The organism is Curtobacterium sp. MCLR17_043, from assembly GCF_003224215.1.
Taxonomy (GTDB): domain Bacteria; phylum Actinomycetota; class Actinomycetes; order Actinomycetales; family Microbacteriaceae; genus Curtobacterium; species Curtobacterium flaccumfaciens.
The window spans coordinates 52,573-74,363 of record NZ_QKLH01000001.1 but is presented as its reverse complement, the minus strand read 5'-3'; the positions used below and the strand labels follow the sequence as shown (position 1 = coordinate 74,363).

Annotated in this window: 30 protein-coding genes and 1 tRNA gene; 12 read left to right on the top strand and 19 right to left on the bottom strand. The window is 68.1% G+C overall.

What is annotated here, in order from left to right:
- The first annotated feature begins 1 nt into the window (after position 1).
- Positions 2–934 (top strand): thioredoxin domain-containing protein, encoded by a 933-nt coding sequence (locus DEJ03_RS00375; protein WP_110863113.1) that lies wholly within the window; start codon positions 2–4, stop codon positions 932–934.
- An 85-nt stretch (positions 935–1,019) separates the two neighbouring features.
- Here the strand turns inward: DEJ03_RS00375 and DEJ03_RS00370 are convergent, their stop codons facing one another.
- Entirely contained in the window at positions 1,020–1,913 is an 894-nt protein-coding gene (locus tag DEJ03_RS00370; RefSeq protein WP_110863112.1) for a neutral zinc metallopeptidase, read from the bottom strand.
- Positions 1,914–2,027: 114 nt separating this feature from the next.
- On the opposite strand from DEJ03_RS00370, the gene DEJ03_RS00365 reads away from it, so the two are divergent.
- Entirely contained in the window at positions 2,028–3,170 is a 1,143-nt protein-coding gene (locus tag DEJ03_RS00365) for a glycerol dehydrogenase (protein WP_110863111.1), read from the top strand.
- A gap of 28 nt (positions 3,171–3,198) precedes the next feature.
- On the opposite strand, the gene DEJ03_RS00360 is transcribed toward DEJ03_RS00365, so the two are convergent.
- Positions 3,199–4,002: an NAD(P)H-hydrate epimerase gene (locus DEJ03_RS00360; RefSeq protein ID WP_258370432.1), complete on the bottom strand. Its 804-nt coding sequence runs from the start codon at positions 4,000–4,002 to the stop codon at positions 3,199–3,201.
- On the opposite strand from DEJ03_RS00360, the gene DEJ03_RS00355 reads away from it, so the two are divergent.
- Both DEJ03_RS00355 and DEJ03_RS00350 read left to right on the top strand, forming a co-directional pair.
- Positions 4,001–4,786: an alpha/beta fold hydrolase gene (locus tag DEJ03_RS00355; protein WP_110863109.1), complete on the top strand. Its 786-nt coding sequence runs from the start codon at positions 4,001–4,003 to the stop codon at positions 4,784–4,786. The two genes, DEJ03_RS00360 and DEJ03_RS00355, sit on opposite strands and share 2 nt — an antisense overlap.
- Before the next feature lie 53 nt (positions 4,787–4,839).
- Complete coding sequence (locus tag DEJ03_RS00350) at positions 4,840–5,871, top strand: aldo/keto reductase (RefSeq protein ID WP_110863108.1); 1,032 nt, start codon at positions 4,840–4,842, stop codon at positions 5,869–5,871.
- Between the two features lie 399 nt (positions 5,872–6,270).
- On the opposite strand, the gene DEJ03_RS17640 is transcribed toward DEJ03_RS00350, so the two are convergent.
- Entirely contained in the window at positions 6,271–6,564 is a 294-nt protein-coding gene (locus DEJ03_RS17640; RefSeq protein WP_146237618.1) for a hypothetical protein, read from the bottom strand.
- 95 nt (positions 6,565–6,659) lie between these two features.
- Here DEJ03_RS17640 and DEJ03_RS00345 point away from each other — a divergent pair, with 95 nt between their 5' ends.
- The 6 genes from DEJ03_RS00345 to DEJ03_RS00325 all read left to right on the top strand — a co-directional run bounded on the left by DEJ03_RS00345 (position 6,660) and on the right by DEJ03_RS00325 (position 10,090).
- Positions 6,660–7,154 carry a hypothetical protein gene (locus tag DEJ03_RS00345; protein ID WP_146237617.1) on the top strand — a complete coding sequence of 165 codons (495 nt, stop codon included), beginning with the start codon at positions 6,660–6,662 and terminating at the stop codon, positions 7,152–7,154.
- A 71-nt stretch (positions 7,155–7,225) separates the two neighbouring features.
- Complete coding sequence (locus DEJ03_RS00340; protein ID WP_110863106.1) at positions 7,226–7,423, top strand: hypothetical protein; 198 nt, start codon at positions 7,226–7,228, stop codon at positions 7,421–7,423.
- A 332-nt stretch (positions 7,424–7,755) separates the two neighbouring features.
- Positions 7,756–8,313: a hypothetical protein gene (locus tag DEJ03_RS00330; RefSeq protein WP_110863104.1), complete on the top strand. Its 558-nt coding sequence runs from the start codon at positions 7,756–7,758 to the stop codon at positions 8,311–8,313.
- A 255-nt stretch (positions 8,314–8,568) separates the two neighbouring features.
- Positions 8,569–8,757, top strand: a complete 189-nt coding sequence (locus tag DEJ03_RS17635; protein WP_146237616.1) for a hypothetical protein — start codon at positions 8,569–8,571, stop codon at positions 8,755–8,757.
- On the top strand, positions 8,744–9,289 hold the full coding sequence (locus DEJ03_RS18360; protein ID WP_375342286.1) for a GNAT family N-acetyltransferase: 546 nt from the start codon (positions 8,744–8,746) through the stop codon (positions 9,287–9,289). The genes DEJ03_RS17635 and DEJ03_RS18360 overlap by 14 nt, the downstream gene beginning before the upstream one ends.
- A gap of 240 nt (positions 9,290–9,529) precedes the next feature.
- Positions 9,530–10,090 (top strand): hypothetical protein, encoded by a 561-nt coding sequence (locus DEJ03_RS00325; protein WP_110863103.1) that lies wholly within the window; start codon positions 9,530–9,532, stop codon positions 10,088–10,090.
- Positions 10,091–10,188: 98 nt separating this feature from the next.
- On the opposite strand, the gene DEJ03_RS00320 is transcribed toward DEJ03_RS00325, so the two are convergent.
- The 14 genes from DEJ03_RS00320 to DEJ03_RS00255 all read right to left on the bottom strand — a co-directional run bounded on the left by DEJ03_RS00320 (position 10,189) and on the right by DEJ03_RS00255 (position 19,179).
- Entirely contained in the window at positions 10,189–11,436 is a 1,248-nt protein-coding gene (locus DEJ03_RS00320; protein WP_110863102.1) for a GDSL-type esterase/lipase family protein, read from the bottom strand.
- 34 nt (positions 11,437–11,470) lie between these two features.
- Entirely contained in the window at positions 11,471–14,212 is a 2,742-nt protein-coding gene (locus tag DEJ03_RS00315; RefSeq protein WP_110863101.1) for a phage tail tape measure protein, read from the bottom strand.
- Between the two features lie 191 nt (positions 14,213–14,403).
- A complete protein-coding gene (locus DEJ03_RS00310; RefSeq protein WP_110863100.1) occupies positions 14,404–14,772 on the bottom strand; it encodes a hypothetical protein in 369 nt (122 codons plus the stop codon).
- A gap of 94 nt (positions 14,773–14,866) precedes the next feature.
- Positions 14,867–15,238 (bottom strand): hypothetical protein, encoded by a 372-nt coding sequence (locus DEJ03_RS00305; RefSeq protein ID WP_110863099.1) that lies wholly within the window; start codon positions 15,236–15,238, stop codon positions 14,867–14,869.
- Positions 15,239–15,250: 12 nt separating this feature from the next.
- Entirely contained in the window at positions 15,251–15,790 is a 540-nt protein-coding gene (locus tag DEJ03_RS00300) for a hypothetical protein (RefSeq protein WP_110863098.1), read from the bottom strand.
- Positions 15,787–16,191, bottom strand: coding sequence for a helix-turn-helix domain-containing protein (locus tag DEJ03_RS00295; RefSeq protein WP_110863097.1), 405 nt, complete (start codon positions 16,189–16,191; stop codon positions 15,787–15,789). The genes DEJ03_RS00300 and DEJ03_RS00295 overlap by 4 nt, the downstream gene beginning before the upstream one ends.
- A gap of 7 nt (positions 16,192–16,198) precedes the next feature.
- On the bottom strand, positions 16,199–16,615 hold the full coding sequence (locus DEJ03_RS00290; protein WP_110863096.1) for a hypothetical protein: 417 nt from the start codon (positions 16,613–16,615) through the stop codon (positions 16,199–16,201).
- Entirely contained in the window at positions 16,608–16,826 is a 219-nt protein-coding gene (locus DEJ03_RS00285; protein ID WP_110863095.1) for a hypothetical protein, read from the bottom strand. The genes DEJ03_RS00290 and DEJ03_RS00285 overlap by 8 nt, the downstream gene beginning before the upstream one ends.
- Positions 16,827–16,919: 93 nt before the next feature.
- Entirely contained in the window at positions 16,920–17,669 is a 750-nt protein-coding gene (locus DEJ03_RS00280; RefSeq protein WP_110863094.1) for a helix-turn-helix domain-containing protein, read from the bottom strand.
- Between the two features lie 35 nt (positions 17,670–17,704).
- Positions 17,705–18,004: a hypothetical protein gene (locus tag DEJ03_RS00275; protein ID WP_110863093.1), complete on the bottom strand. Its 300-nt coding sequence runs from the start codon at positions 18,002–18,004 to the stop codon at positions 17,705–17,707.
- Positions 18,004–18,255, bottom strand: a complete 252-nt coding sequence (locus DEJ03_RS00270) for a hypothetical protein (RefSeq protein WP_146237615.1) — start codon at positions 18,253–18,255, stop codon at positions 18,004–18,006. Before DEJ03_RS00270 ends, DEJ03_RS00275 begins: the two co-directional genes overlap by 1 nt.
- Positions 18,255–18,479 (bottom strand): hypothetical protein, encoded by a 225-nt coding sequence (locus tag DEJ03_RS00265; RefSeq protein ID WP_110863091.1) that lies wholly within the window; start codon positions 18,477–18,479, stop codon positions 18,255–18,257. Before DEJ03_RS00265 ends, DEJ03_RS00270 begins: the two co-directional genes overlap by 1 nt.
- A complete protein-coding gene (locus DEJ03_RS00260; RefSeq protein WP_110863090.1) occupies positions 18,479–18,844 on the bottom strand; it encodes a hypothetical protein in 366 nt (121 codons plus the stop codon). Before DEJ03_RS00260 ends, DEJ03_RS00265 begins: the two co-directional genes overlap by 1 nt.
- A 98-nt stretch (positions 18,845–18,942) precedes the next feature.
- Entirely contained in the window at positions 18,943–19,179 is a 237-nt protein-coding gene (locus DEJ03_RS00255; protein ID WP_110863089.1) for an AlpA family transcriptional regulator, read from the bottom strand.
- 125 nt (positions 19,180–19,304) lie between these two features.
- On the opposite strand from DEJ03_RS00255, the gene DEJ03_RS17775 reads away from it, so the two are divergent.
- Positions 19,305–20,042: a hypothetical protein gene (locus DEJ03_RS17775; protein ID WP_181422561.1), complete on the top strand. Its 738-nt coding sequence runs from the start codon at positions 19,305–19,307 to the stop codon at positions 20,040–20,042.
- Complete coding sequence (gene xerC, locus DEJ03_RS00245) at positions 20,029–21,171, top strand: tyrosine recombinase XerC (RefSeq protein ID WP_181422560.1); 1,143 nt, start codon at positions 20,029–20,031, stop codon at positions 21,169–21,171. The genes DEJ03_RS17775 and xerC overlap by 14 nt, the downstream gene beginning before the upstream one ends.
- A gap of 65 nt (positions 21,172–21,236) precedes the next feature.
- Here the strand turns inward: xerC and DEJ03_RS00240 are convergent.
- A tRNA-Thr gene (locus DEJ03_RS00240) sits at positions 21,237–21,309 on the bottom strand.
- Between the two features lie 37 nt (positions 21,310–21,346).
- Positions 21,347–21,754 carry a peptide-methionine (R)-S-oxide reductase MsrB gene (msrB, locus tag DEJ03_RS00235; RefSeq protein WP_027466599.1) on the bottom strand — a complete coding sequence of 136 codons (408 nt, stop codon included), beginning with the start codon at positions 21,752–21,754 and terminating at the stop codon, positions 21,347–21,349.
- Positions 21,755–21,791 lie beyond the last annotated feature (37 nt).

Here is a 21,791-nt window from a genome sequence, read left to right as displayed (position 1 = left end):
GATGAACAACCGCCCCGAGGGTGCCGCCCGCGCCGCGCGGAACGAGCGCCGTGAAGCCGCCCGCCAGCGAGCCCAGCGTGCCCGGACCCAGCAGAAGCGACGCCAGCGTGGTGTCCGGCTCGGCCTGCAGATCGGGCTCGGGGTCGTGCTCCTCGCCGCCGCGACGATCGTCACGCTCGTGCTGGTCGACTCCGTGAAGCCCGCCGGCCCCGGCCCGTCGACCATGTCGCAGGGCGGCATCACCATCGGGCAGGGTCTGAAGCCCGTCGCGGCGTCCGCGTCCGGATCGGCCTCCGCGTCGCCGAGCAGCGCCGCGACCGACGGCGCCGGCACCGTCCGGATCACCCTGTACGTCGACTACCTCTGCCCGGGCTGCGGCCAGTTCGAGCAGGCGAACGGCGACTACATCAAGGACCTCGTCGACTCCGGTGCGGCCACGGTCGACATCCATCCCGTCGCGGTCCTGTCGAACCGCTCGCAGGGCACGAAGTACTCCCTCCGCGCCGCGAACGCCGCTGCCTGCGTCGCCGAGCACTCCCCGAACCAGTTCTACGCGGTGAACCAGGCGCTCTTCGCGAAGCAGCCGGACGAGGGCACCCCGGGTCTGACCGACGCGGAGCTCACCGACGTCGTCACGGGCGTGCAGGGGCTGCAGGAACGCAGCGCCGTCCGGAGCTGCATCGCCGACCAGGACTACGCCAAGTGGGTGGACGAGCAGACGACGGCGGTGTCCGACGGCACGATCCCCGGGTCGACGCTCAAGGAGTTCCCCGGCACGCCGCTCGTGCTCGTGAACGGGCAGCGCTACGAGTTGACCTCCCCGGTCACGAACGACGACTTCCGCACCTTCGTGGTGACGGCCGCCGGGGCGACCGACGCCACCCCGACGCCCACGCCGAGCGCGACCCCGTCGCCGACGCCGACCAAGCGCTGACGTTCGGACGAGCGCTGACGCGCTGCCCACGGACGGGAGGCCCGGTGCCAGCTGGCACCGGGCCTCCCGTGGTTCGACGGTGCGGCTACAGGGCCGAACCCGGGATGCTCAGGGTGTCGCAGCTCGTCGCGCCCTGCTGGTAGCCCCGCAGGAACCAGCGCTGTCGCTGCTCGCTCGACCCGTGCGTGAACGAGTCCGGGTCGACGCGGCCGGTCGCGCGCTCCTGGATGCTGTCGTCGCCCACGGCACTCGCCGCCGACAGGGCGTCGGTGATCTGGGAGCGGGTGATCGGTTCGAAGAACGTCTCGCCGTTCGCGTCCTTCGTCGTGGCGGCGTCGCCGACCCAGGCCCCGGCGTAGCAGTCCGCCTGCAGCTCGACGCGGACACTGCCCGACGACGCCCCCGTGCCGGAGCGGTCGGTGTTCGCGAACGACCCCTGAAGCTGCTGGATGTGGTGCGCCCACTCGTGCGCGACGACGTACATCTGCGCGAGCGGACCGCCGGACGAGCCGTACTGCGACTGAAGGTCGTCGTAGAACGCGGTGTCCAGGAAGACCGCACGGTCCGGTGGGCAGTAGAACGGGCCGGTCGCGGCCGATGCCTGCCCGCACGAGGTGTCGGTGGAGTCCTGGAACAGGAAGAACTCCGGTGACGTGTACGAGATGCCGAGCGACCGCGCTTCGGACGTCCAGTAGGTGTCGAGCGACTCGGCCGCGCCCTCCATCCGGCACTCGACGCGCAGGTTGGCGTCGCGCCCGGTCCGGCACTCGGGGGCGGCATCGACGGACTCGCCCCCCTGCTGGATCGTCGTCAGGCCGTTGCCGCCGCCGACGATCCCGCTCACGTCGAAGCCGGTGAACTGCGCGATCAGGAACACCACGATGGCGCCGACGCCCACGGCACCTCCGCCGATCGCCGTGGTGCGACCCCGCCGCTTGACCTTGCCGCCCCGGAGTTGCGAGTCGTCGTTGAACGTCATGGTCCCGAACCTACCGATCAGCACCTCCCGATCAGCGGCCCCGCGTACCGTCGGCGGCGTCGGCCACCCCGACACCTGTCGTACACCTGTCGTACAACCGGAAGGAACCGCACGATGGCCACTCCCATCAGCACCGTGATGAGCCCCGCCCGCTACGTCCAGGGCAAGGACGCGATCACCCGCGTCGGCGAGTTCATCGCCCCGATCGGCAAGCGGCCCCTGATCGTCGCCGACGACGTGGTCTGGGGCATCGTCGAGACCGCCGTCACCGAGAGCTTCCGGTCCGCCGACCTGGCCGTGCAGCGTGTCGGGTTCGGCCGCTTCGCCACCCCCGAGGCCGTCGACGAGCTCGTCGAGCAGATCCGCGCGAAGGATGCCGACGTCATCATGGGGCTCGGCGGTGGCTCCGCGATCGACGCCGCGAAGGCCGCTGGGCACCTCGCCGGCATCCGGTGGGCCAGCGTGCCGACGGCCGCGTCCACCGACGCCCCGACCTCGGCGCTCGCCGTCATCTACACCGCCGAGGGCGAGTTCATCGAGTACCGCTTCTTCCCGCACAACCCGGACCTGGTGCTCATCGACACCAGGCTCGTCGCCAACGCGCCGGTGCAGTTCCTGGTCGCGGGCATCGGCGACGCGCTGGCGACGTGGGTCGAGGCCCGTGCCGCGAAGCGCGCCAACGCCGACACCATGGCCGGCGGCCTGCAGACCCAGACCGGCGTCGCGCTCGCCGAGCTGTCGTGGAAGCTCCTGCACGAGAACGCCCTGCAGGCCATCGAGGCCGTCAAGGCCAAGGTCGTCACCCCGGCGCTCGAGAAGGTCGTCGAGGCGAACACGCTGCTGTCCGGCCTGGGCTTCGAGTCCGGTGGGCTCGCCGCCGCCCACGCGATCCACAACGGGCTGACCGCGGCTCCGCAGGCGCACGGCCTGGCCCACGGGCAGAAGGTGAACATCGGGACGATCGCCCAGCTGGTGCTCGAGGGTGCCCCGGCCGAGGAGATCGAGGACTTCGTCGTCTTCACCACGAAGGTCGGCCTGCCGAACACCCTGACCGAGATCGGCCTGACGGTCGACGACCGCGACGTGCTGCGCGCCGTGGCCGAGGCCGCGACGGTGGAGGGCGAGACCATCCACAACATGCCGTTCCCGGTGACGCCGGAGCTCGTGGTCGACGCCCTGGTCGCGATCGAGGGCATCGCACGCAGCGTCCGCGCCGAGCACGGTCTGCCGGAGCCCGTGCTGTACGAGCACCACTGACGTTCGAGCAGCACTGACGGGCGAGGGGTCAGGTGCGGATCAGCGGCTCCGTCGTCGCCAGATCCGCACCGATCCCGACGTCGACGAGTTCGATCCGGCCGGCGAGGGTGGCGGCGGGTCCGGTCAACAGGCCGGCCTTCACACCGCCGAAGGTGACGGTGACGTCGGCGTGCAGGACGTGGTCGTCCGCGACGCCGCCGGTGTCCACGTCGATGCCGCTCGGCACGTCCACCGCGACGACGAACGGCGCACGCTGGTCGCGGGCGAGCTCACGGATGGCGTCCACGACGTCCCGCGCGGGGGACCGCAGTGCGTTCGCGCCGTGCACCCCGATGCCGAGGATGCCGTCGAGCACCAGGTCGGCCTCGAGTGCCGCCTCGGTCGCGACGTCCGCCAGGCGTTCGCCGTCACTCCGGCCGGCGGCCCGCAGGATGTCGGCCGCTCCGCCCGAGTTCGGTCCCGAGGAGCCGGACGGGCCGTCCAGCAGACGGGCGCCGGCGTCCAGCGCCGCTGCGAGGCCGGCCTCGTGGACACGGGAGCCGACGCGCAGGACCGCCACGTGCCTCCCGGCCGCTGCCAGGCGCGCGCCCGCGAACAGGGCGTCACCGCCGTTGTCGCCGCTGCCGGCGAGCACGAGGACGGATCCCGGCCCGTCGACCGGCCGCACGGCCGGGTCGTCCAGCAGGTCGCCCACGATGCGCGCGAGCCCGTCGGCGGCCCGTTGCATCAGGGGTTCCCCCGCGTCGAGGTGGGGGCGTTCCGCCGCCCGGATCTGATCGCCGCCGTAGCCGTCCATGGCCACCACACTGCCCCGATACGCTTGAGAGGACATGTCACTCGTCCCCGAAGCGCCCCGCCCCCGGTTCGTGATGTCGCCCGACGGGCTGCGACTCGCGACCTACGACTTCGGCGACCCCGACGCCCCGGCCGTCATCGCTGTGCACGGCTTCGCCTCCGGTGCGGTGCTGAACTGGCACGCCTCGGGCTGGACACGCCACCTGGTCCGTGCCGGCTACCGGGTCGTGGCACTCGACCAGCGCGGGCACGGCGCGAGCGCGAAGCCGCACGACCCGGGTGCGTACTCGATGGACCTGCTCGTCGCCGACGTCACCACGGTCATCGACACGTACCTGCTCGACGACGTCGCGTTCCTCGGGTACTCGCTCGGCGCACGGGTCGGCTGGCACACCGCCGAACGGCTGCCCGGCCGGATCTCACGTGCGGTGTTCGGCGGGATCCCGGACGCCGACCCGATGCGTCGCGTCCGCGTCGACCAGGCAAAGGCGTACATCGCCGACGGCACCCCCATCGAGGACCGCGTCACGAACGGCTACCTCACGATGGCGGGCAACGTCGAGGGCAACGACCTCGGCGCGCTCGTGGCCATGGTCGAGGGGATGCGGAACAGCATCGAGCCGACCCCGGAGAACGCCCCGGCGCAGCCGCTCCTGATCGCCGCGGGCAGCGAGGACGGCATCCGCGACAGCGCGGTCCGGCTCGCCGAGGCCGCGCCGGACGCCACCTTCTTCGAGATCCCCGGGCGCAACCACTTCAACGCCCCGACGTCGCGGCCGTTCCGCGAAGCGGCACTGCGGTTCCTGTCCGCCCCGCGCTGAGGGGTACTCGTGGGTCCCCTCGGTCGGACGGCACCGGGCGTACCGTCCCCGCCATGGACTACAGACTCCTCGGCAACAGCGGGACATCGGTGTCGACGCTGACCCTCGGCACCATGACGTTCGGCAGCGAAGCCGACGAACCCACCTCACACGCCATCCTCGACGCCTTCGTGGCCGCCGGTGGCACGCTCGTCGACACGGCGGACGTCTACTCCGGCAACGAGTCCGAGCGGATCATCGGCCGCTGGCTCGCAGCACACCCCACCGAGGCCGCGCAGGTCGTCCTCGCCACCAAGGGTCGGTTCCCGCAGGGCGACGGCCCGAACGACCTCGGCCTGTCCCGACGACACCTGCGCGTGGCCCTCGACGCCTCGCTCGAGCGGCTCGGCGTCGACCACATCGACCTGTACCAGATGCACGCGTGGGACGCCCTGACCCCCATCGACGAGACCCTGCGGTTCCTCGACGACGCCGTGTCCGCCGGCAAGATCGGCTCCTACGGGTTCTCGAACTACCTCGGCTACCAGGTCACCAAGGCCGTCTACGAGGCGAAGGCCCACGGCTGGGCGCCGCCCGTCACCCTGCAGCCGCAGTACAACCTGCTCGTCCGCGACATCGAGCACGAGGTCGTGCCCGCCTGCCTCGACGCCGGCATCGGTCTGCTGCCCTGGTCGCCGCTGGCCGGCGGCTGGCTCTCCGGCAAGTACCAGCGCGACGAGGCCCCGACCGGTGCCACCCGCCTGGGCGAGAACCCGCAGCGCGGCATGGAGGCCTGGGAAGCCCGCAACGGCGACGAGCGCACGTGGGAGGTGCTCGACGCCGTCTCCGAGGTGGCCGACGCCCACGACGCGTCGAAGTCGCAGGTCGCGCTCGCCTGGCTGCTGGCCCGTCCCGCGGTCACGAGCGTGATCCTCGGCGTCCGCACCCTGTCGCAGCTCGAGGACAACCTCGGTGCCGCGGACCTGGTGCTCACCGACGACGAGCTCGACCGGCTGACCGACGCCAGCGCTCCCCGCATCGACGACTACCCCTACGGCACGGCCGGCGTCGCGCAGCGGGAGCGGAAGATCACCGGCGGCCGCTGAGCCGGCGGGTGCCGAGCTGGCGGACGCTGAGCGGACAGGACCCCTGCGCGTTCGTGCACATCGTGCGGATTTCCGCGGATGTGGGGTCAGGGTGTGGACGCGCGGGTCGGTGAGGTGTCATCCTCGTCGCACGACCGGCTGGTTACCGCGTCCAGCGCCCGGAACGCCCCCTGATCCGCGTTCCGTGTGCCGATGCCCCGGGCGAGACTTCGCCCGGGGCATCGCTTCGTCTGGGGCCGGCAGCGGGACTTGAACCCGCAACCCCCGTATTACCTGACGGAGCATTTCGGCCTCTTCCCCTAGATGGCTGCTTGCGCGCTCAACGGGGCTTCTCCTGCTCGTAGGGTTCCGGAAGGTTCCGCGCGATGCCAGCGAATCTGCGGGGTAAGTGCGGGTACGTCACTCCGTCGGGTGTGGCGGCTTCGGCGACGGCCAGTGGCTTCGATACCCCGCCGCTTGCGGCCGGCCGACACGCTTCCGCCCGCGCGACTGCGGTGACTGCTTCCACGGGTCACGCGGCTCAGACAGGTACGTCCGCACCTCTGATGGCCAGAAGCGGTGCGCCCTGCCGACTCGGAACGATGGGAACAGCAGGTCGTTGCCGAGCTCGCGGGCCTTCCACTCGGTGATGTTGAGCCACTTCGCAAGCCCGCGCACGTCGAGGGCCTGGCTGTCGTCCGGAGCGTTGTCCACGGACGCAAGGTACGTGCGCAGCTGCCGGCGCGCGGGACGTCCAAGAGTCCGCGCATGTCTTCGACTTGTGACGGGCGGGGGCCTAGCATCCGACCATGCCTGAACGCGACGATGAAGATGAGCGTGGACGCATGATCGCAGCTGCGTGGGCCACGGTGGAGGCGCTCGGGATGCCTGACACCCCGGCGCGGCGCGTCTACTTCGACCTGGCGCGCATCATCGGCGACGGCGAGGCCACCGAGATGGCGATGGCGAGTGCGGCGTTCCTCGCGTTGAGCAAGGAGATGCACGAGATCTACGCCCGGAAGAGCCCGCTGCAGCAGCAGCTCGAGCACATCCGAGTGCGGAAGGAGCTTGCCGAGATGCTGGGCGAGCCGGTGCGGGAGCTTCCCGGTGAGGCGTTCGTGCTGGAGCCGTTACCAACGACGCCGGCGGCCCTGGGTGAAGAGCTCGGCTACCGCGATGGCGGGCGCGCGGTCCGGAGAGTGCTGCGTGCACGCCATCCGGAGCACGACAAGGGCACGATGTGGTCGCCCCTGAGCGAAGCACAGGCGAACTACGTCCGGGCTCACCTGCCCAGCCGGGCCTGACTTGCGACCTCTCGAGTAGCTGCGCAGATCTGTCGATTGCCAGTCAGCGCTCGTCGCGAGACGATCGTGCCGTGGAGGAACACGGGCAGCTCGCGTACACGATCGATCACTTCGCTGCAGTCTGCGACCTCTCCGACTGGACGATCCGACAGGCGATCCGGAAGGGTGAGTTGGTGCCGAAGTACCCCGGGAAGAAGAAGGCGCTCATCCTGCGCGGGGAGGGGGAGCGCTGGCTGCAGTCGCTCCCGGACGAGCCGCGGCGGCTGTAGCCGTCCCTGTCAGAGGTTCGCCGCTACCGTCACCAGGTGGCCAGGCGACGTCGTGACAGGTGGACGCTCGGCCCGGCGTTGAGCCTGCCCGAGGCGGCCTACGGTGGCCCCGTCTACGACCTCGCACAGCCGGACCCGGTCCTCGCCTGGGTGACCTTCCCCGATCGCTCTCTCGAGGTCGAGGCGCGCGTCATCGCGTACACGGAGCGGGCCGCACTCGTTGAGTGGGGATTCAGTCAGGCGGCCGAGTGCGCGTGGGTGTGGCGTGATGCAGTCAGCCCAAGACTTGGGGCCGCGGACGGGGTCGAACACGGCAGGCGCATCGTAGAGTGATGCTCATCATGATGAGGATCGTCGCGCCAACAGCCACTGCTCTCGCGCTCATCGTCGTGCTCTCCGGTTGTTCGGGCAGCGGGCAGAAGGAAACGACCGCCTCGAGCACTCGGACGTCCGCGGCATCGACGGCAACCCCGACACCCACTCCGACCCCCACACCGGCGGCGATGAGTGTCGCCGCGGCCGGGAAGTACTTCCTCGGGACCGTCTGTCCTGTCAACGCAGCATCCAAGACGCTCAACGACGCGCTGGTGGCACAGAACCTCGACGCCATCCACTCGTCATCCGGCCCCCTCATTACGTCGGCGCAGGACGCGGCGCGACGCCTCGACGACCGGAAAGTGATCTGGCCCGAGGTCATCGACCAAAAGGACGTCGACTCGCTCCGCGACTACTACTTCCAGGCCCTGCCCGCGATCAACACGATCAAGGAGTCGGCGTCGCTCGAGCAGGCAAACGCGGTTGCGTTCCCCTCGGACGAAGTGTCGGGCGCTGCTTCGCAGCGCATCCGGCTCCGCCTCAACCTCAGCGCTGACACCACGCAGGGCTGCTAAGAGCTAGCTCGTGCACGAAGGAGCAGGCAGTCGCGCCCAGAGCCGGGGAGGCTGCGGCGCTCGCCAGGATCACGTGCTGGCGAAGCGACGGACCAGGTGAGCTCTCCAGTGTTCACTCAGACTCTCAATACACGCGGCTCGTTCGATACTCTCGTGATCGGCGACGGCTATGACTCTGATCGTCCGTTCGCTTCCGGCGTTGCGCATGTACACACTTGCTCACCGTTTTACAGGTTTCTGTACTACGTTTGGGGCATGTCCGCATCCCTGACGCTCTCCCGTCCCAACGCTGCCGCGCACACCGCCGTCGGTAACGACGGACTGACGGTGGACGAGCGCATCGATCTTGCGGCAGCTCACCGTACAGGTGCCGGTTCGCCGGTCCTGTCGTCTGTAGAGCGAGACATGATCCGTCAGTGGCGCGAAAAGCGTGGGGAGCGCTAGTCACCTCGACTGGCAGACCGCTCACGCGGGTCACAGGTTCTTGCTTCAGCAGTTCGTCTGCGCAGATCCAGAACGCCAGACGTACGATCGATACCGCCGTGATCACCACCCCAAACCGTGGGAGTACGAGGTTCAGTCTCACTTTCGTGGGCTGAGGCCACCGCCGCCGACGGGTGAGGCAGTACGGGTCGGATTCGAAGATGGTCGTCTGAAGGCGGTCACCCACTTCGGTTTCGACTCTGACGGTCAGGACTTCATCATCTGGGCCCTGGGTGTGAGCGTTGACGAGCGTGGGAGGCACCTTGGGCGAGAAGCGCTGGAGGACGTCCTAGGGGCGCTAACTCGGACCAAACGAGATGAGAGTCTCGGGTGTGAAGCCTTCACCCGCATCTGGCAAGGCAACGAGCCAAGTCAGCAGCTCTTCGCCGCAGCTGGGTTCGAGAAGCTCGGCCCCACGGACAAGCCGGGACTCGATCTGTGGGGGCACCCGCTTCCCACTTCTGTGCCGGCGGAACTGCAGCCCTGCCCGTAGCCAACGGTGCCCCTCGAGCCCCCGAAGGAACCCGAGGGGCACTGTCTGGTCTCAGCTGGCAGATTGCTCCGCGGCGCTGTCCTCGCGTTCGTAGTAGTCGTGGACCCATTCGTCCCACTCGTTGTCCCGGCCCATCGTGTCCTCCTTGCCGGCAGCCCCGTCTGGGCTGCAGTTACCTAGGACTATCGACCGGAGCGATTCAGGCTGCGTCTGGCCCCGCTCACGCGGTACGTTCAGCCGGTGACGCTGCTGACGACCGAATGGCACCCCTGGTTCTCCTACGAGTGGTGGTCAGACATCGGCACCGGCCTCCTCGGTGTGGTCGCGGCGACGATCGTCGGAGGCGTGACCGTGTGGATCGCCCTGCGAACTGACCGTGTCGCGCGGGAGACGGTCGAGTTCAGCAAGCGCGTCCGCGAGGCTGACGAGCAGCGCGAAGAACGCGACCGGTTACGGCAGGCGCAGCTTGAGCGGATCTCGTTCGCGGGCCTCGTACGGAACTGGGTCAGCGCCGTGAACGAGGCTGACGTGGGTCCCGAGGGCTCAGAGAACTCGGCCAAGGTCGCTGCTCTTCGCACGCAACTCGGGGACCTGGCGTACGACTTCGACCAGTTGGGTCGCCAAGAGCTTCTCGAGAAGATCGACGCGATCGTTGCAGTGGACCGCGACTACGACGAAGAGCCGGAATGGCGCATGTGGTGGAACGCTCGCGAGCTCCGGAAACTCACGATCCCGCTCTTGATCGAGGGCTATGTCGCCGGCAGTCACCTTCCCCGGCACGGGTTGCCTGCGGACCGCTGAAATCCCCTGGCTGCCGGTCTCGGTCGCCGAAACAGGTCGAGGCAAGAGAGGACGCCGTCGGCCGCGATGAAGCGGCCGACGGCGTCGCGCCCGCGGTACTACAGCACCGCCTGTGCGGTGAGGTCGTAGGCAGTCAGCTGTCCGACGGCGAACGTCGTGGTGCCGGGCTGGACGAACATCTTGAGGTCGATGCTGTTCGTGTTCTCCGGGACGACGAGCTCGGTCGAGAACTTGCCGCGTGTGACTGCCTCGGTGACGTCGAGGAGCTGGTTGTACGTGTCGGTCTCGTTGGACGTGTTGAAGTAGGCCTGCAGGCCGGCCGCGCCGGCGGTCTTCGTCACCGTGCCCGAGATCACGATGCGCCGTCCGGGGGCGGGCGTGATCCGCTTGTACAGCGTCGCCCCGCTTGTCGTGGCGGAGAGCGACAGCTGCTGCATCTTCCCGGGTACGAGCGGGTCGGTGACCACTGAGGGCGTCGCGCCGGTCGGGAGTGAGCCGAACACCCCCCAGGGGGCTGCGAGCCCGTTCGTCACGGAGCCGTAGTTGAGGCCGTCGGGCACGAGGTTCAGTGTGTCGGTGTTGTCTGACGCGAGGGGGGTGGTCGCTGCTCCCACGAGCGGCGCGAGCGTGTCGGCGGTGTACTTCCCGAGCAGCGCGTTGCCGATGTTGCCCGGGTGCGTGCCGTCGGTGTTGCCCATCGTGGACTGCAGCAGGTTCCCGGTCGCGGGGTCGACGGTGAGGGCGTAGAAGTCGAGCATCCGGATGCCCTGCACGGCGCAGTACCGGCGGAGCCACGTGTTGTAGTTCACGATCACCGGGCGCTGCGCCGTCGAGTTGATGGTCGGGATGGTGCAGAGCACCGGAACGATGCCCGCGGTCCGCAGGTAGGTGACGATCTTCGTGATGTTCGCGGCGAAGTCGTCCACCGGCACTGGTGTCGCGGAGTCGTTGGTACCACCGAGGACGACGCACACCGCGGGGTTGTAGTCGATGACGTCCTTCTTGACGCGCGCGAGCATCTTCGCGGTGGTGTCGCCGCTGACGCCGGCGTTGACCGTCTTCGCCAGCTTCCCGCCTGAGTAGAGCATGGCGTACGTCGGGATGCTGTCGCCGGCGACGGCCACGTTGGTGCCAGCGATGACGCCGGGCCAGGAGTCGCCCTTGTTGGTCGCGCCGAGGCCACGGGTGATCGAGTCGCCGAGCCAGGCGATGCCGGATCCGAATGCGCTGGCGGCAAGCGGCGCGAGCCGCCGTCGGAAGTAGAGTCCCGCACCGCCTACAGTCTGGACTTCCACCTCGTCGGGCCTGGGCAGTTCCGGCCAGGGGACCTTTGCGTACGGCTGCATGTTGTCTCTTTCTGTCGTGAGTGGGGGTTGCGGTTCAGCGGCCGCCGGTGATCCGGGTCTTGAACTGGAACCAGGCGTCGTCGAAGTCCTGCCGCTGGTTGCCGGAGGAGACGAACTGCGGGGCGAAGGTCGTCGAGTTGCCGCCTCCCGAGCTGCCAGGTGCCTGGGCGTAGACGATCTGCGGAGGAGTCGGCACGTACGTCGGGGTCCCGCCGTGCACGTCACCGTCCGCGAACGCCTGCAGCCGGCGACCGGTCTCCTCCCAGATCGCGAGGGACCGGGTCCGCTTCGACACGGCGAGCGGGATGTACGCCTCACCGCCGGTCTCGGGCTCAGCCCAGACGCGCATCGTGCCGGCGGCAGCGAACTGCGCAACGTGGTTCTCGGCGACACCACCGTCGCCGTAGAAGTCCATGACCGCGCCGTGGGCGTTGTAGGCCGCCTTCGCGGCACCGGGCGCGGCACCAGACTTGATCGCTTCGGTGATGAGCTGCTGTCGGACGGTGATGACGCGGCCGTCGTTGCGGGTGATGAACGCGTTCAGGTCCGTCTGCGCCTTGTCCGTGTCGGCGAGGATCTTGATCTCCTTCTCCGACGGCAGCTGGAACACACGGTCGGCGAGCTTCTTCACCTCGCCGGCGTTGAACCCGGCAGCGGTCGCGGACTCGATGAACTTCTGCCGCTGCTTCGCGAGCGTGCTCGCGTACTTGTCGGCAGCGTCCTTCGAGCTCATCGTCGACTTGTCGACCTCGTACTGCTTCGACGCGGCCTCCTGGGCCCGGTTCGCGAGGCTCGACAGCATGTCGGCGTTGCTGGCACCGATCGCGGTGTTCTCGTCGAGGGAAGTCGTGTACCCCTCGGTGTTCTTCCGCTGTTCGGCGACCTGCTCGCCGAGCCCGGCCAGGGCTTCCTGGTACGACGCGTTCGCGCTGATGGCGTCCTGGTTGACGTCGTTCGCGGCGTTGATCTGGCCGATCAGCTGCTCGAGCTCGTTCGACAGGTCGGAGACGTTCGCGGCCTCGGTTTGGTACTGCTCAGCGACCGTGGCTGCCGTGACGCCGGCTCCGCCGTTGGCCTTCTCCTGGTTGTCGAACGCCGTCTGGCTGTCGTCGACGGCTTTCGCGAGGTCCCTGATCTTGCCCTGAGCGGCGACGGACCGCCATGCGACGCCGTCGAAGGCGTGCCCGACGCTGTTCGTCTTCCCGAACTTCTCGAGGGTCTTGTCGAGAGCATCCCCACCCTCGATGATCGAGTCGGTGAGCTGCTTCTGCGAGACGCCGGCTTCCTTCGCCGCCTGGAACGTGTCGTCTTCAGCGAGCTTCCGGACGACCATGGCCCGGCTGTACTTCGTGAGCGCCCCGGTCGAGTCGTCGAGGGTGTCGGTGAGCTCCGACGTCATCGCCTGCAGATTCGCCTGCTTGCCGACCAGGTAGCCGATCGCGAGCGTGACACCGCCGAGCGCGAGACCGGCGGCAGCACTGCGGAGAGCAGCGGTCTTGAAGCTGATGCCCATGGTGTCGAGCTGCACCTTGAGCGCTGCGATCTTCGGGACCGCGATGAGCGCTCCGCCACCCACGAGGCCGACGCCGGCCGCGAGAGCTGTCACGGCGACGCCAGCGGCGAGGACGGGCTGCGGGAGCGCGTTGATGCCGTCCACGAGGAACGTGGCGGTCTGGACGATGGATCGGAGGCTGCCGTTCGCGGCCGACCCGGACTGGATCAGTGCCGTGTCGAACGCGCCGCCGAGCTTCTCGACGTCGCCCTTGAGGTTGTCGAGCTTCAGGCGGGCGGTCTCCGCGGCGTACCCGTTGTCGTTGACCTTGCCGGTCCACTCGGCGATACCGGACGCGCCCTCGCTGTAGAGGACGTTCGCGGCGCGCACCGCGTCGTTGCCGAAGATGGTGGCGAGGGCTGCGTTGCGCTGCTCGTCGGAGAGGGTGCCGAGCTTGTCCTCGAGCTGCGCGGCGATGCCACCGAACGAGAGCATCTTGCCCGACGAGTCGTACACGTCGATGCCGTACTGCTTCATGATCCCGCGCGCCTTGTCGGACGGGTTCTGCAGGGCGATGATCGCGGTCTTCAGGGACGTACCCGCGTCGGATCCGAGGAGGCCCGCGGACGCGAACGCCGCGAGGGTGCCTGTGGTCTCCTCGATGGAGAACCCCGCCTGCGACGCGACGAGGCCACCCTGGTTGAGTGCCTGCGCGAGGTCCTTCACGCTGCCCTGCGCCTTGCCGGCACCGGCGGAGAGGAGGTCCGCGATGTGCGGAACCTCGGACCCCTTCTCGTTGAACTGCGTCATCGCCGTCGCGGCGATCTGCGCGGCGTCGGCGACCTCGAGCTCGCCGGCGGAGGCCAGGTCGAGTGCGCCGGAGAGGCCACCGTTGAGGATGTCGGCGGTGCTGACACCGGCCTTGGAGAGCTCCTCGATGCCGTTCGCGGCCTGCGTGGCAGTGAACACGGTGTTCGCGCCGGCATCGATCGCCGCGTCGCGAAGCTGGTTCATCTCCGTCACGGAGGCATGCGTTGCCGCCTGCACCGACGACATCGCGGCGTCGAACTCGGCGTACTTCGCGACGGCGAGCCCCACCGCGGCCGCGGCGACCGCACCGAAGGCAGTCATGGCCATGCCGACGCCAGCGATGGCCTCGCGCTTCTGGCCCAGCTTCTCGGTCTCGGAGCCGAGCTCGCGGGTCTTCTTCGCGGCCTGGTCGAAGCCGGAGATGTAGCCGGAAACCTCGGCTACTAGGGACGTCTTGACGGTGCGGTTGGGCAACGGAGGACACGCTTCCTAGCGCTTCCCCCGGGAGTTGCTAGGGGTTGTCCTCCGGCTTCTCAGCTTCTGCTGATCGGCCCGCCCGCGACGTGTTCGGCAGTGGTTTCCGTCACCACCCATTCTACCCGAGAACAGCGAAAAACAAGGGAGCAGCAGGCTGATTCACGGTGCCTGCTGCTCCCTCGGGATGATCAGATGTTGTCGTAGTCGAAGGCACCGTCCTCGACTTCCTCACCCTCGGTCACCTCGTCGTCGACGGTCTTCGTCCGGAGCTCCAGGTCGATCCGATCCATCTCACCGATCAGCCGAGCAAGGGCATACGCCTGGACCTTGCCCGAGTCGATCTCTTCGGCGATACGGCGACGGCTGGCCTCAAGGAACTGCCGGCGCGTACCGGTGATAGCCCTGACCAACGTGTTGTCCTCATCCGACCCGCTCGCTGGCGCTTCGGGGGCGATCTTGGTGTCCGCCTGAGCGGCCTGCCGCGCCAATCGACGGGTGACGATCCGGTCAACGTCTGCCTCCGAGAAGGTCTTCGGCGCGGCCTTGGCTGCTGTCACGGTGTTCCAGCCCTTCGTTTTTCTGAGCGGGGAGAGACGACGCCTATCCCCTGTGGTACTTCCAGGTGGGGCGAGGGGGGACCCCCGGGTGGGGTCACGAGTAGTTGAGGTCCGGGTCGTGATCGAAGAGCTCGTTGACGAATCGCTTCACCTCTCGGGGTGAGTTCTTCGAGTGGGTCACTGTCGTAGCGCCCTCACGTGGTGCCACGTTGCCGAGCTGAGCTTGCGAGGTCTGTCCGCCTCCGAGTGCGACGAGGCGTTCGGCCTGGTGTTGGAGCGTCGCTTCATCGGTTGCGCTGAGGAAGTCGAGGTACTCCGTCTTGATGCCGTGCTCGCCTGCGATGCGGGCCCGGAGTGTTCCGAGCTCCGCTTCTCGGGTCTGCGCTTCGGCGTCCGCCAGGCGCCCCTGCATCTCGGTGAGCTGGGCCTGCAGTTCGGCGGGGGTCGGAGGTTGCGTGTCCGTCATGCTCGTCCTGCCCTAGGCGATCATGTAGGACAGCGTGCGCTGGAAGCCGCCGGAGGTGAGTACCTTCTCGAGGCTCTCGATCTCCTCGGCAGCTGCAGCGGAGTCGGGGTTCTCGGCTGCGAACTGCTTCACCGCTTCCGACCAGCCGTTCTCGGACGCCTTGCGGAAGAGCGCGTGCGCCATGGTGCGGTCGTTGCTTCGGAGCGCCTGGCCCATCAGCCGGGCGGCCACGTCCTTGTCCGTTACTCGCTCTGCGCGGTCCTGCGCGTCGCGGAAAGCGATGATGTCGGTCGCCCCGTACCCGATCTTCGCGTCGAGCTTGGTCTGCAGGCTGCGGATCCGGTCCTTCACCAGAGCGACCTCCTTGTCGCGGAGTTGCCCTGCTTCGGCCTTGGCCTGCGCCTTGGCCTCAGCCAGCTCGGCGGTCTTGCCGGCGTCGCTGAGGTTGCCGTCGCTCTCGATGTTCTTCTGCTGCCGGCCGTAGTCCTTCTGGATCTCGGCGGCCTGGGCGCGGAGGCCGTGCACTTCTGCTTCGAGTTCTGGGGTGATCATCTCTTGTCCGTCCGTTCGGTGTACTGGGCGAGTTGTTCGCGGTCGACGCGCCAGACGCGTCCCACGCGTACGGCGTGCAGCCGGTGTTCCTGGATTGCTTTCCGGATGCCGCGGTCCGAGAGCCCGAGGGCTTCAGCTGCTTGCCGGGTGCTCATCCAGTCCGCAGTGTGATCGAGTTCCGGGGTCGCGGCCTCTCGCGTTCCGGTAGCGGAACTGCGCCACTTGAGTGCGACCACGGTGAGCGCGACCAACGTGTTGTCGACCTCGGGGTCTTCACCGCGGTGCTGACGTCGGTAGTCATCGAGGCCCGCGTGCCGGAGCAGGTAGGCGGCGACCCTGCCGGTGACGGTGACCTCGGGCCCGTGCGCGCCGACGACGAGGTTCTCGGGCTGCCTTGGCATGCGGTGCTCAGCTGGTCGTCTTGGGGTCGTCTTCGGCGAGCGCGCGGCGCAGCATCACCCACTGTCGACTGGTGGCGTCGCCGAGGTCATCGCCAGCGGCGTCGAGTCGTTCGTACGCTGGCGCGAGGTAGCTGCGTGCGAGGACGACGATGCTGCCGAAGAGGATGTGGACGACTTCTGCGGTGTCGTGTTCGGCGTCGAGCTGTGCCAGGGCTTCGGAGACCTCGCGGGTGAGGGCTTCGGAGCTGGTGGCGTGTGCGGCGGCGCGGAGGGCGAGGATGAAGGCTGGGACGCCGACGGTGCCGATGTCGGTGACGCCGATCGGGACCCCGTCGCGTTCGATGAACACTCCCCTGCTTGCGCCGGCGAGTCGAGCGAGGTCGATGGTGGCGCGGATCAGGTCGTCGTTCTCGTTGTCACTCATCGGTGTCCTCCTTGGGGACCAGGCCGTGGTCGGACAGCCACTGCTGCATGACGGGGCCCTCCATGCGTCCGCGCTCGGTGAGCACGTCGGCGAGGTCGACGGTCAGCTGGTCGAGGAGGCCTTCGTACTTCTCCTGAGCGGCGTCTCGTGCTGCCTCGGCTTTGAGCGCGCGTTCACGCCACTTCGTCGATGCGGACTGCTGCTGTGCCATGGGGTTCTTCCTGTTCGTGGGGCGGGCCGCGTCATGCCGCCCACCCGTTCTGTGTTCGTGCCGGTGCCGGCCTTGCTTCGTGGACACCATCGGTCAGTAGGCGCTGAGGCCTTCCGGGAGCATCTGTCGGTCGGCGAACTCTCGGCCCCGTTCCGACAACTGCTCGTAGGCGTCATCGCCGATCTCCGGGCCGTCGTAGGCGTCGTTCCGTGGGATGTCGCGCAAGTACTGGTTGATGAGGTCCGTCGCTTGCTGCTTGGTGAGGTCGCCCCAGTACTCGAGGAGCTCCTCGTCCGGCGATACCCGGTTGAGGTGCACCTGCAGGTCGCTGAGGTATCGGTGTTGGGCCTTGGTCGACGGCTCTTGTGGATCGATGAAGGTGCCGAGAGGAGAGGGGTCACGCCCGAACCCCTGTTCGGGCCTCAGGTCTTCTTCCTCTGGTTCTTCTTGTGGTGGTTCTTCTTCGTGGTCGCCTCGCGACCCCTGTTGCGGTCGTCTCGCGACCCCACTGGGGTCGTCAGGCGACCCCTGTCTGGTGAACGCGACCGCGGATCCGGCCCCGTCGTCGCTGAGCTCGAGCACGTGGTACAGATTCGGGTCGTGCTTCTTGCCCTCGTTCGGACGGATCGTCACCCGGATGAGCCCGTGCGCCTCGAGTGCCTTGAGCCGGTTCTTCACCGTCGTCTCCGACAGGCCCGACTCCTTGGCGAGCGTTGACCGTGACGGCCACGCGACGCCGTGCTTGTCGGTGTGCGATCGCAGCGTCAGGTACACCAGGCGCTCGTACGGGTCCATCGGGTAGTCGCGCATGAACCAGTGGGGCAACTTCTGGAAGCCGCTCACACGCACCTCCCGTCGTGGTTGTTGATGGCCGCGGTTCAGGCGTTGAACTTCTCGGCGCTGCGAAGTGCGTACAGAACGGCCGCGCGGAGCTCCATGTGGTCCTCATGGGCGACGTCGGTCGTCGGGTCGGGTGGCGCGCTCACCTGAACCGGCTCGGTATCTCCACGAGCGAGCCAGACGGTCCAGGGGCCGTCTTCATCGCGCTTCTCGATCGACACCGCGGCGAGCGCTGTGCGGACGGTGCGGAAGCGGTGCCCGGTGTCTCGCGTTGTGTGCCAGAGACCGAAGCGGATGCAGCCTCTCTGTGTGCACCGTTCGTAGGTGCTGGCGTCCATCAGCTGACCCGCCGGACACGGTTCGCCATGGCGGCGAGCTCCGCGGCGAGACGATCGGCTTCTGCCGGCTTCATGTGCTTGGCGAGCTCACGCGTCCCGTCCTCGCTGAGCGTGAGGAGGACGACGTCGAGTCGTCGGGTTCGGGACCTGCCCTCGTCCTGTGACCACCCGTTCGTCACCTCGACGGCGGATGCGTTCTCGAGCGCGGGCGAGAACGGCATAGACGGCGGTATCGCCTTGACCTCGGCCATCAGGCAGCCACCTGCAGCGTCGGGGCGAGCCGTGGAACGGCGAGCGGCTCGGTCCGGATGTCGGACACCCTGGCGATGAGTGCGTGTGCCAGCCGGAGTGCCTCGGACGGGGTGAGGATGAGCGTGTACCCGTCGCTGAATTGGCTGGGCTGGGCGTCGATGAGGATCTCAGATCGGCCGGCCACGGTGCTGTCGAGCTCGACGAGCTTGGTGACATCATCCATCAGTGGGATTCCCCATTCAGCTCGGCCGCGAGCGCCACGGCGCTGTTGTAGTGAGCGGTGAAGAACGCGACGCGTTCCGGACTGAGGCTGATGTCGTCGTCGCAGAGGAAGCCCGACACGTACCAGTGCGACTCGGCCTCGGGCACGTCTTCGGATGCGGCGAACTTGGCAACCTCAACGCGAACGTCTGTCGCGCTCGCCACGAACGCCTTGTGCTGGAGGAGGTCTCCCCACTTCAGGAGGTGCGGGGTGCCGTAGATGTAGCACCCGGGCTCGTCGCATGGGACGAGGACGACGGCGTCACTCGCGATGTCGTGCCAGTGGATGTCGTGGGCGTCTGCTAGCGTCAGAACTGTCTTGTTCATGGTGTCTCCTGCAGGGATGTTGTGGATGGTGGACGTAGCCCCGGTTGCCGCCGGGGCTTTTCTCTTGGGCTGGCTCGCGGTCGAGCTTGCGTTCCCGCTCAAGCGCTTGCCTTGCGCTGCGCGTCGATCCACTCGAGGACGTCTGTCCGTGCGTATCGAACGGCGCGGCCGCCGAATCTCGTGACCCGCGGACCGCGCTTCTCGGTGACCCACCGAGCGAGCGTCTGCGGTGCGACGCCGGTGTACTGGGCGACCTCGTCTCGAGTTGCCCAGTCGGGGAGGTCCTCGCTGCGACGGATGGTGTTCGTGCCCGCAGTGGCCTCGGTGGCGCTCATGCGGTGTCCTTTCGCTCAGGGTTGCAAGCGCCTAAGTGATTTCCGCTTGCTTGATTGAACTTACCTCGGGGACATCGTGTCCGCAAGTGGATTCCGCTTAGGCGTGTCGTGTATCGTCAAATTCCGTGAGCGAGATGAAGACGAGCGCGGAACCCCTGCCCGGTGACTCCTGGGAGGTGCGGTACACGAAGACGGTCGTTCGGGCGATCGCGCACTACAAAGCGGCGGCGGGCATGACCACGGGTGAGCTCGCTGCCGCAGTTTCGCTTCGGGCGGGGGATCCCGGTTACTTGAAGCCCACCACTCTGAACAACCTGCTTGCGGGCAAGCGTCGCTCGATCGGCGTTGCGGAACTCCTTCTGTTCGCGTTCGCTCTGGAGGTTCCGCCGCTCGCACTGCTGGTGCCGGTGGGTATCGAGGACTCGGTCGAGATGGGCCCTGACTGGCGAATCGCGACCGTGGATGCTGTCGACTTGGTCACGCGAAGCCTGTTCGTCGGAGACGAGCCTGATCTGAGCGACACCCCGGTCGGACACGTGGCTGTCCTGCTGCGAGCGCTGGAAGAGCATCACCTGGCCGCTGAGGCTCTTCACCACCAACTGCTCCGACTTGGCTTGCATCTGCAGAGCGCGAACCAGCCGGAGGGCCTGATCGATGCCGAACTGCGAGGCGTGCAAGGGGCCTGGGGCAAGCTGCGAGCCATTCGCTTCGATCTCATCGCGCGCGGGACGACTCCGCCTTCGCTCGATCCCATCAGCGCCTGGGTCGACTCCCTTGAGGCCGAGTCCGTCGACCGGGCGGCGGCGCTTGCAATTACGGAGCCGATCATCAAGAAATACGGAGCGCCCGGTGGCGAGGCCTAGGACGCCCATCGGCGCTCACGGAGCCATCTCCCTGGCTCAGCTGGACGACGGGTCCTGGCGAGCACGGACTCGCTTCCGCTTCGAAGACGGCCGGCTACGCCAGGTCGAGCGATTCGACACCAGCGGTCCCAAGGCTCGCCGGAAGCTGCTCGCCGCCCTCACCACGATCAAGGCGACGACGAGCGGGACCATCAATCAGCACACCCCGCTCAACCGGCTGGCCGACCGCTACATCGAGAACAAGCGAACTGGCGGGGTCGCGCCGACGACGCTCGCCGCGTACGAACGGACGCTGAGCAAGATCGTTCTGCCGGCGCTGGGGGAGTTGGCCGTGCTCGAGGCAACCCCCGAGCGACTGCAGCGCTTCATGGATCAGGTGATCGCGAAGCACGGGCCCGCGTCGGCGAAGATGTGTCGCGCGGTCCTCAGCGGAATGCTCGGCCTGGCGGTCCGCAACGACGCTGCACGCACGAACGCGGTACGCGAGCTCGAACGCGTTTCGCAGCGCCGGGATGGTGCTACAGCGCTCAGCGCGGAACAGCTGCAGGATCTGCTGACGCGGGCGGACCTCGACGAGCGGGTACAGGCCCTCGACCTCGCCGACCTCCTCCGGTTCATGGCCGGCACCGGCTGTCGCATCGGCGAGGCCTGCGCGATGATCTGGGAAGACGTCTACCCCGGTGCAGTCCACATCCACTCGACCGTTGTCCGGCTCCGGGGACAGGGGCTACTCCGCCAGGAGCATGGCAAGACGCAAGGATCCGATCGCCGAATCGCCATCCCCGAGCACGTCGACGAGATGCTCAAGCGCCGGGCCTCCGATCGCGGGGCCGGGTCACTGGTCTTCCCGTCCGTTCTCGGCAACCTCCGTGACCCGAACAACACCCAGGCTGATTGGCGTGGTGTCCGCGAGTCTCTCGGGTTCCCCGGCGTCAAGCTGCACGCTTTCCGGAAGACGGTCGCGACGCTCCTCGACGGTGCCGGCCTCTCGGCGCGCGACGTCGCGGAGTACCTCGGGCACAAGAACCCGTCGATGACACAGGACCGCTACATGGGGCGCAACACGGGTAGCGCGGCCGCGGCGCGAGCCCTGTCGGCGCTCACCCATGGATCGCAATCTGCGGGGTAACCGCGGGGTGAACGAAGAAGCCCCAACCGGAGGCCGAGGTAAGCGGCTTCTGATCGGGGCTTTCGGGCCGGCAGCGGGACTTGAACCCGCAACCCCCGTATTACAAGTACGGTGCGCTACCAATTGCGCCATGCCGGCTGACGCCGCTCATCCTACCGGTGAGGGCGTCCGGGGCTCACTCGCCCGACTTCTCCGAGAAGTTCAGCGAGATCGAGTTCATGCAGTACCGGTCACCCGTGGGGGTGCCGAACCCGTCCGGGAACACGTGGCCCAGGTGCGAACCGCAGTTCGCGCAACGGACCTCGGTGCGGGCCATGCCGAGCGAGTTGTCCTCGATGAGCTGCACGGCGTCCGGGTTCACCGACTCGTAGAACGACGGCCAGCCGCAGCCGGAGTCGAACTTCGTGCCGCTCTTGAACAGCTCCGCGTTGCAGGCCGCACAGGTGTAGACGCCGGCGCGCTCCTCGTCGAGGAGTTCACCGGTCCACGGTCGTTCGGTCCCCGCCTGGCGGAGGACGGCGTACTGGTCCGGGGAGAGCTCCTCGCGCCACTGGGCGTCGGACTTGTCGACGTTGTATGCCATTGGTTCCTCCTGCTTCCGGCCGGGCTCTTCCGGGCAC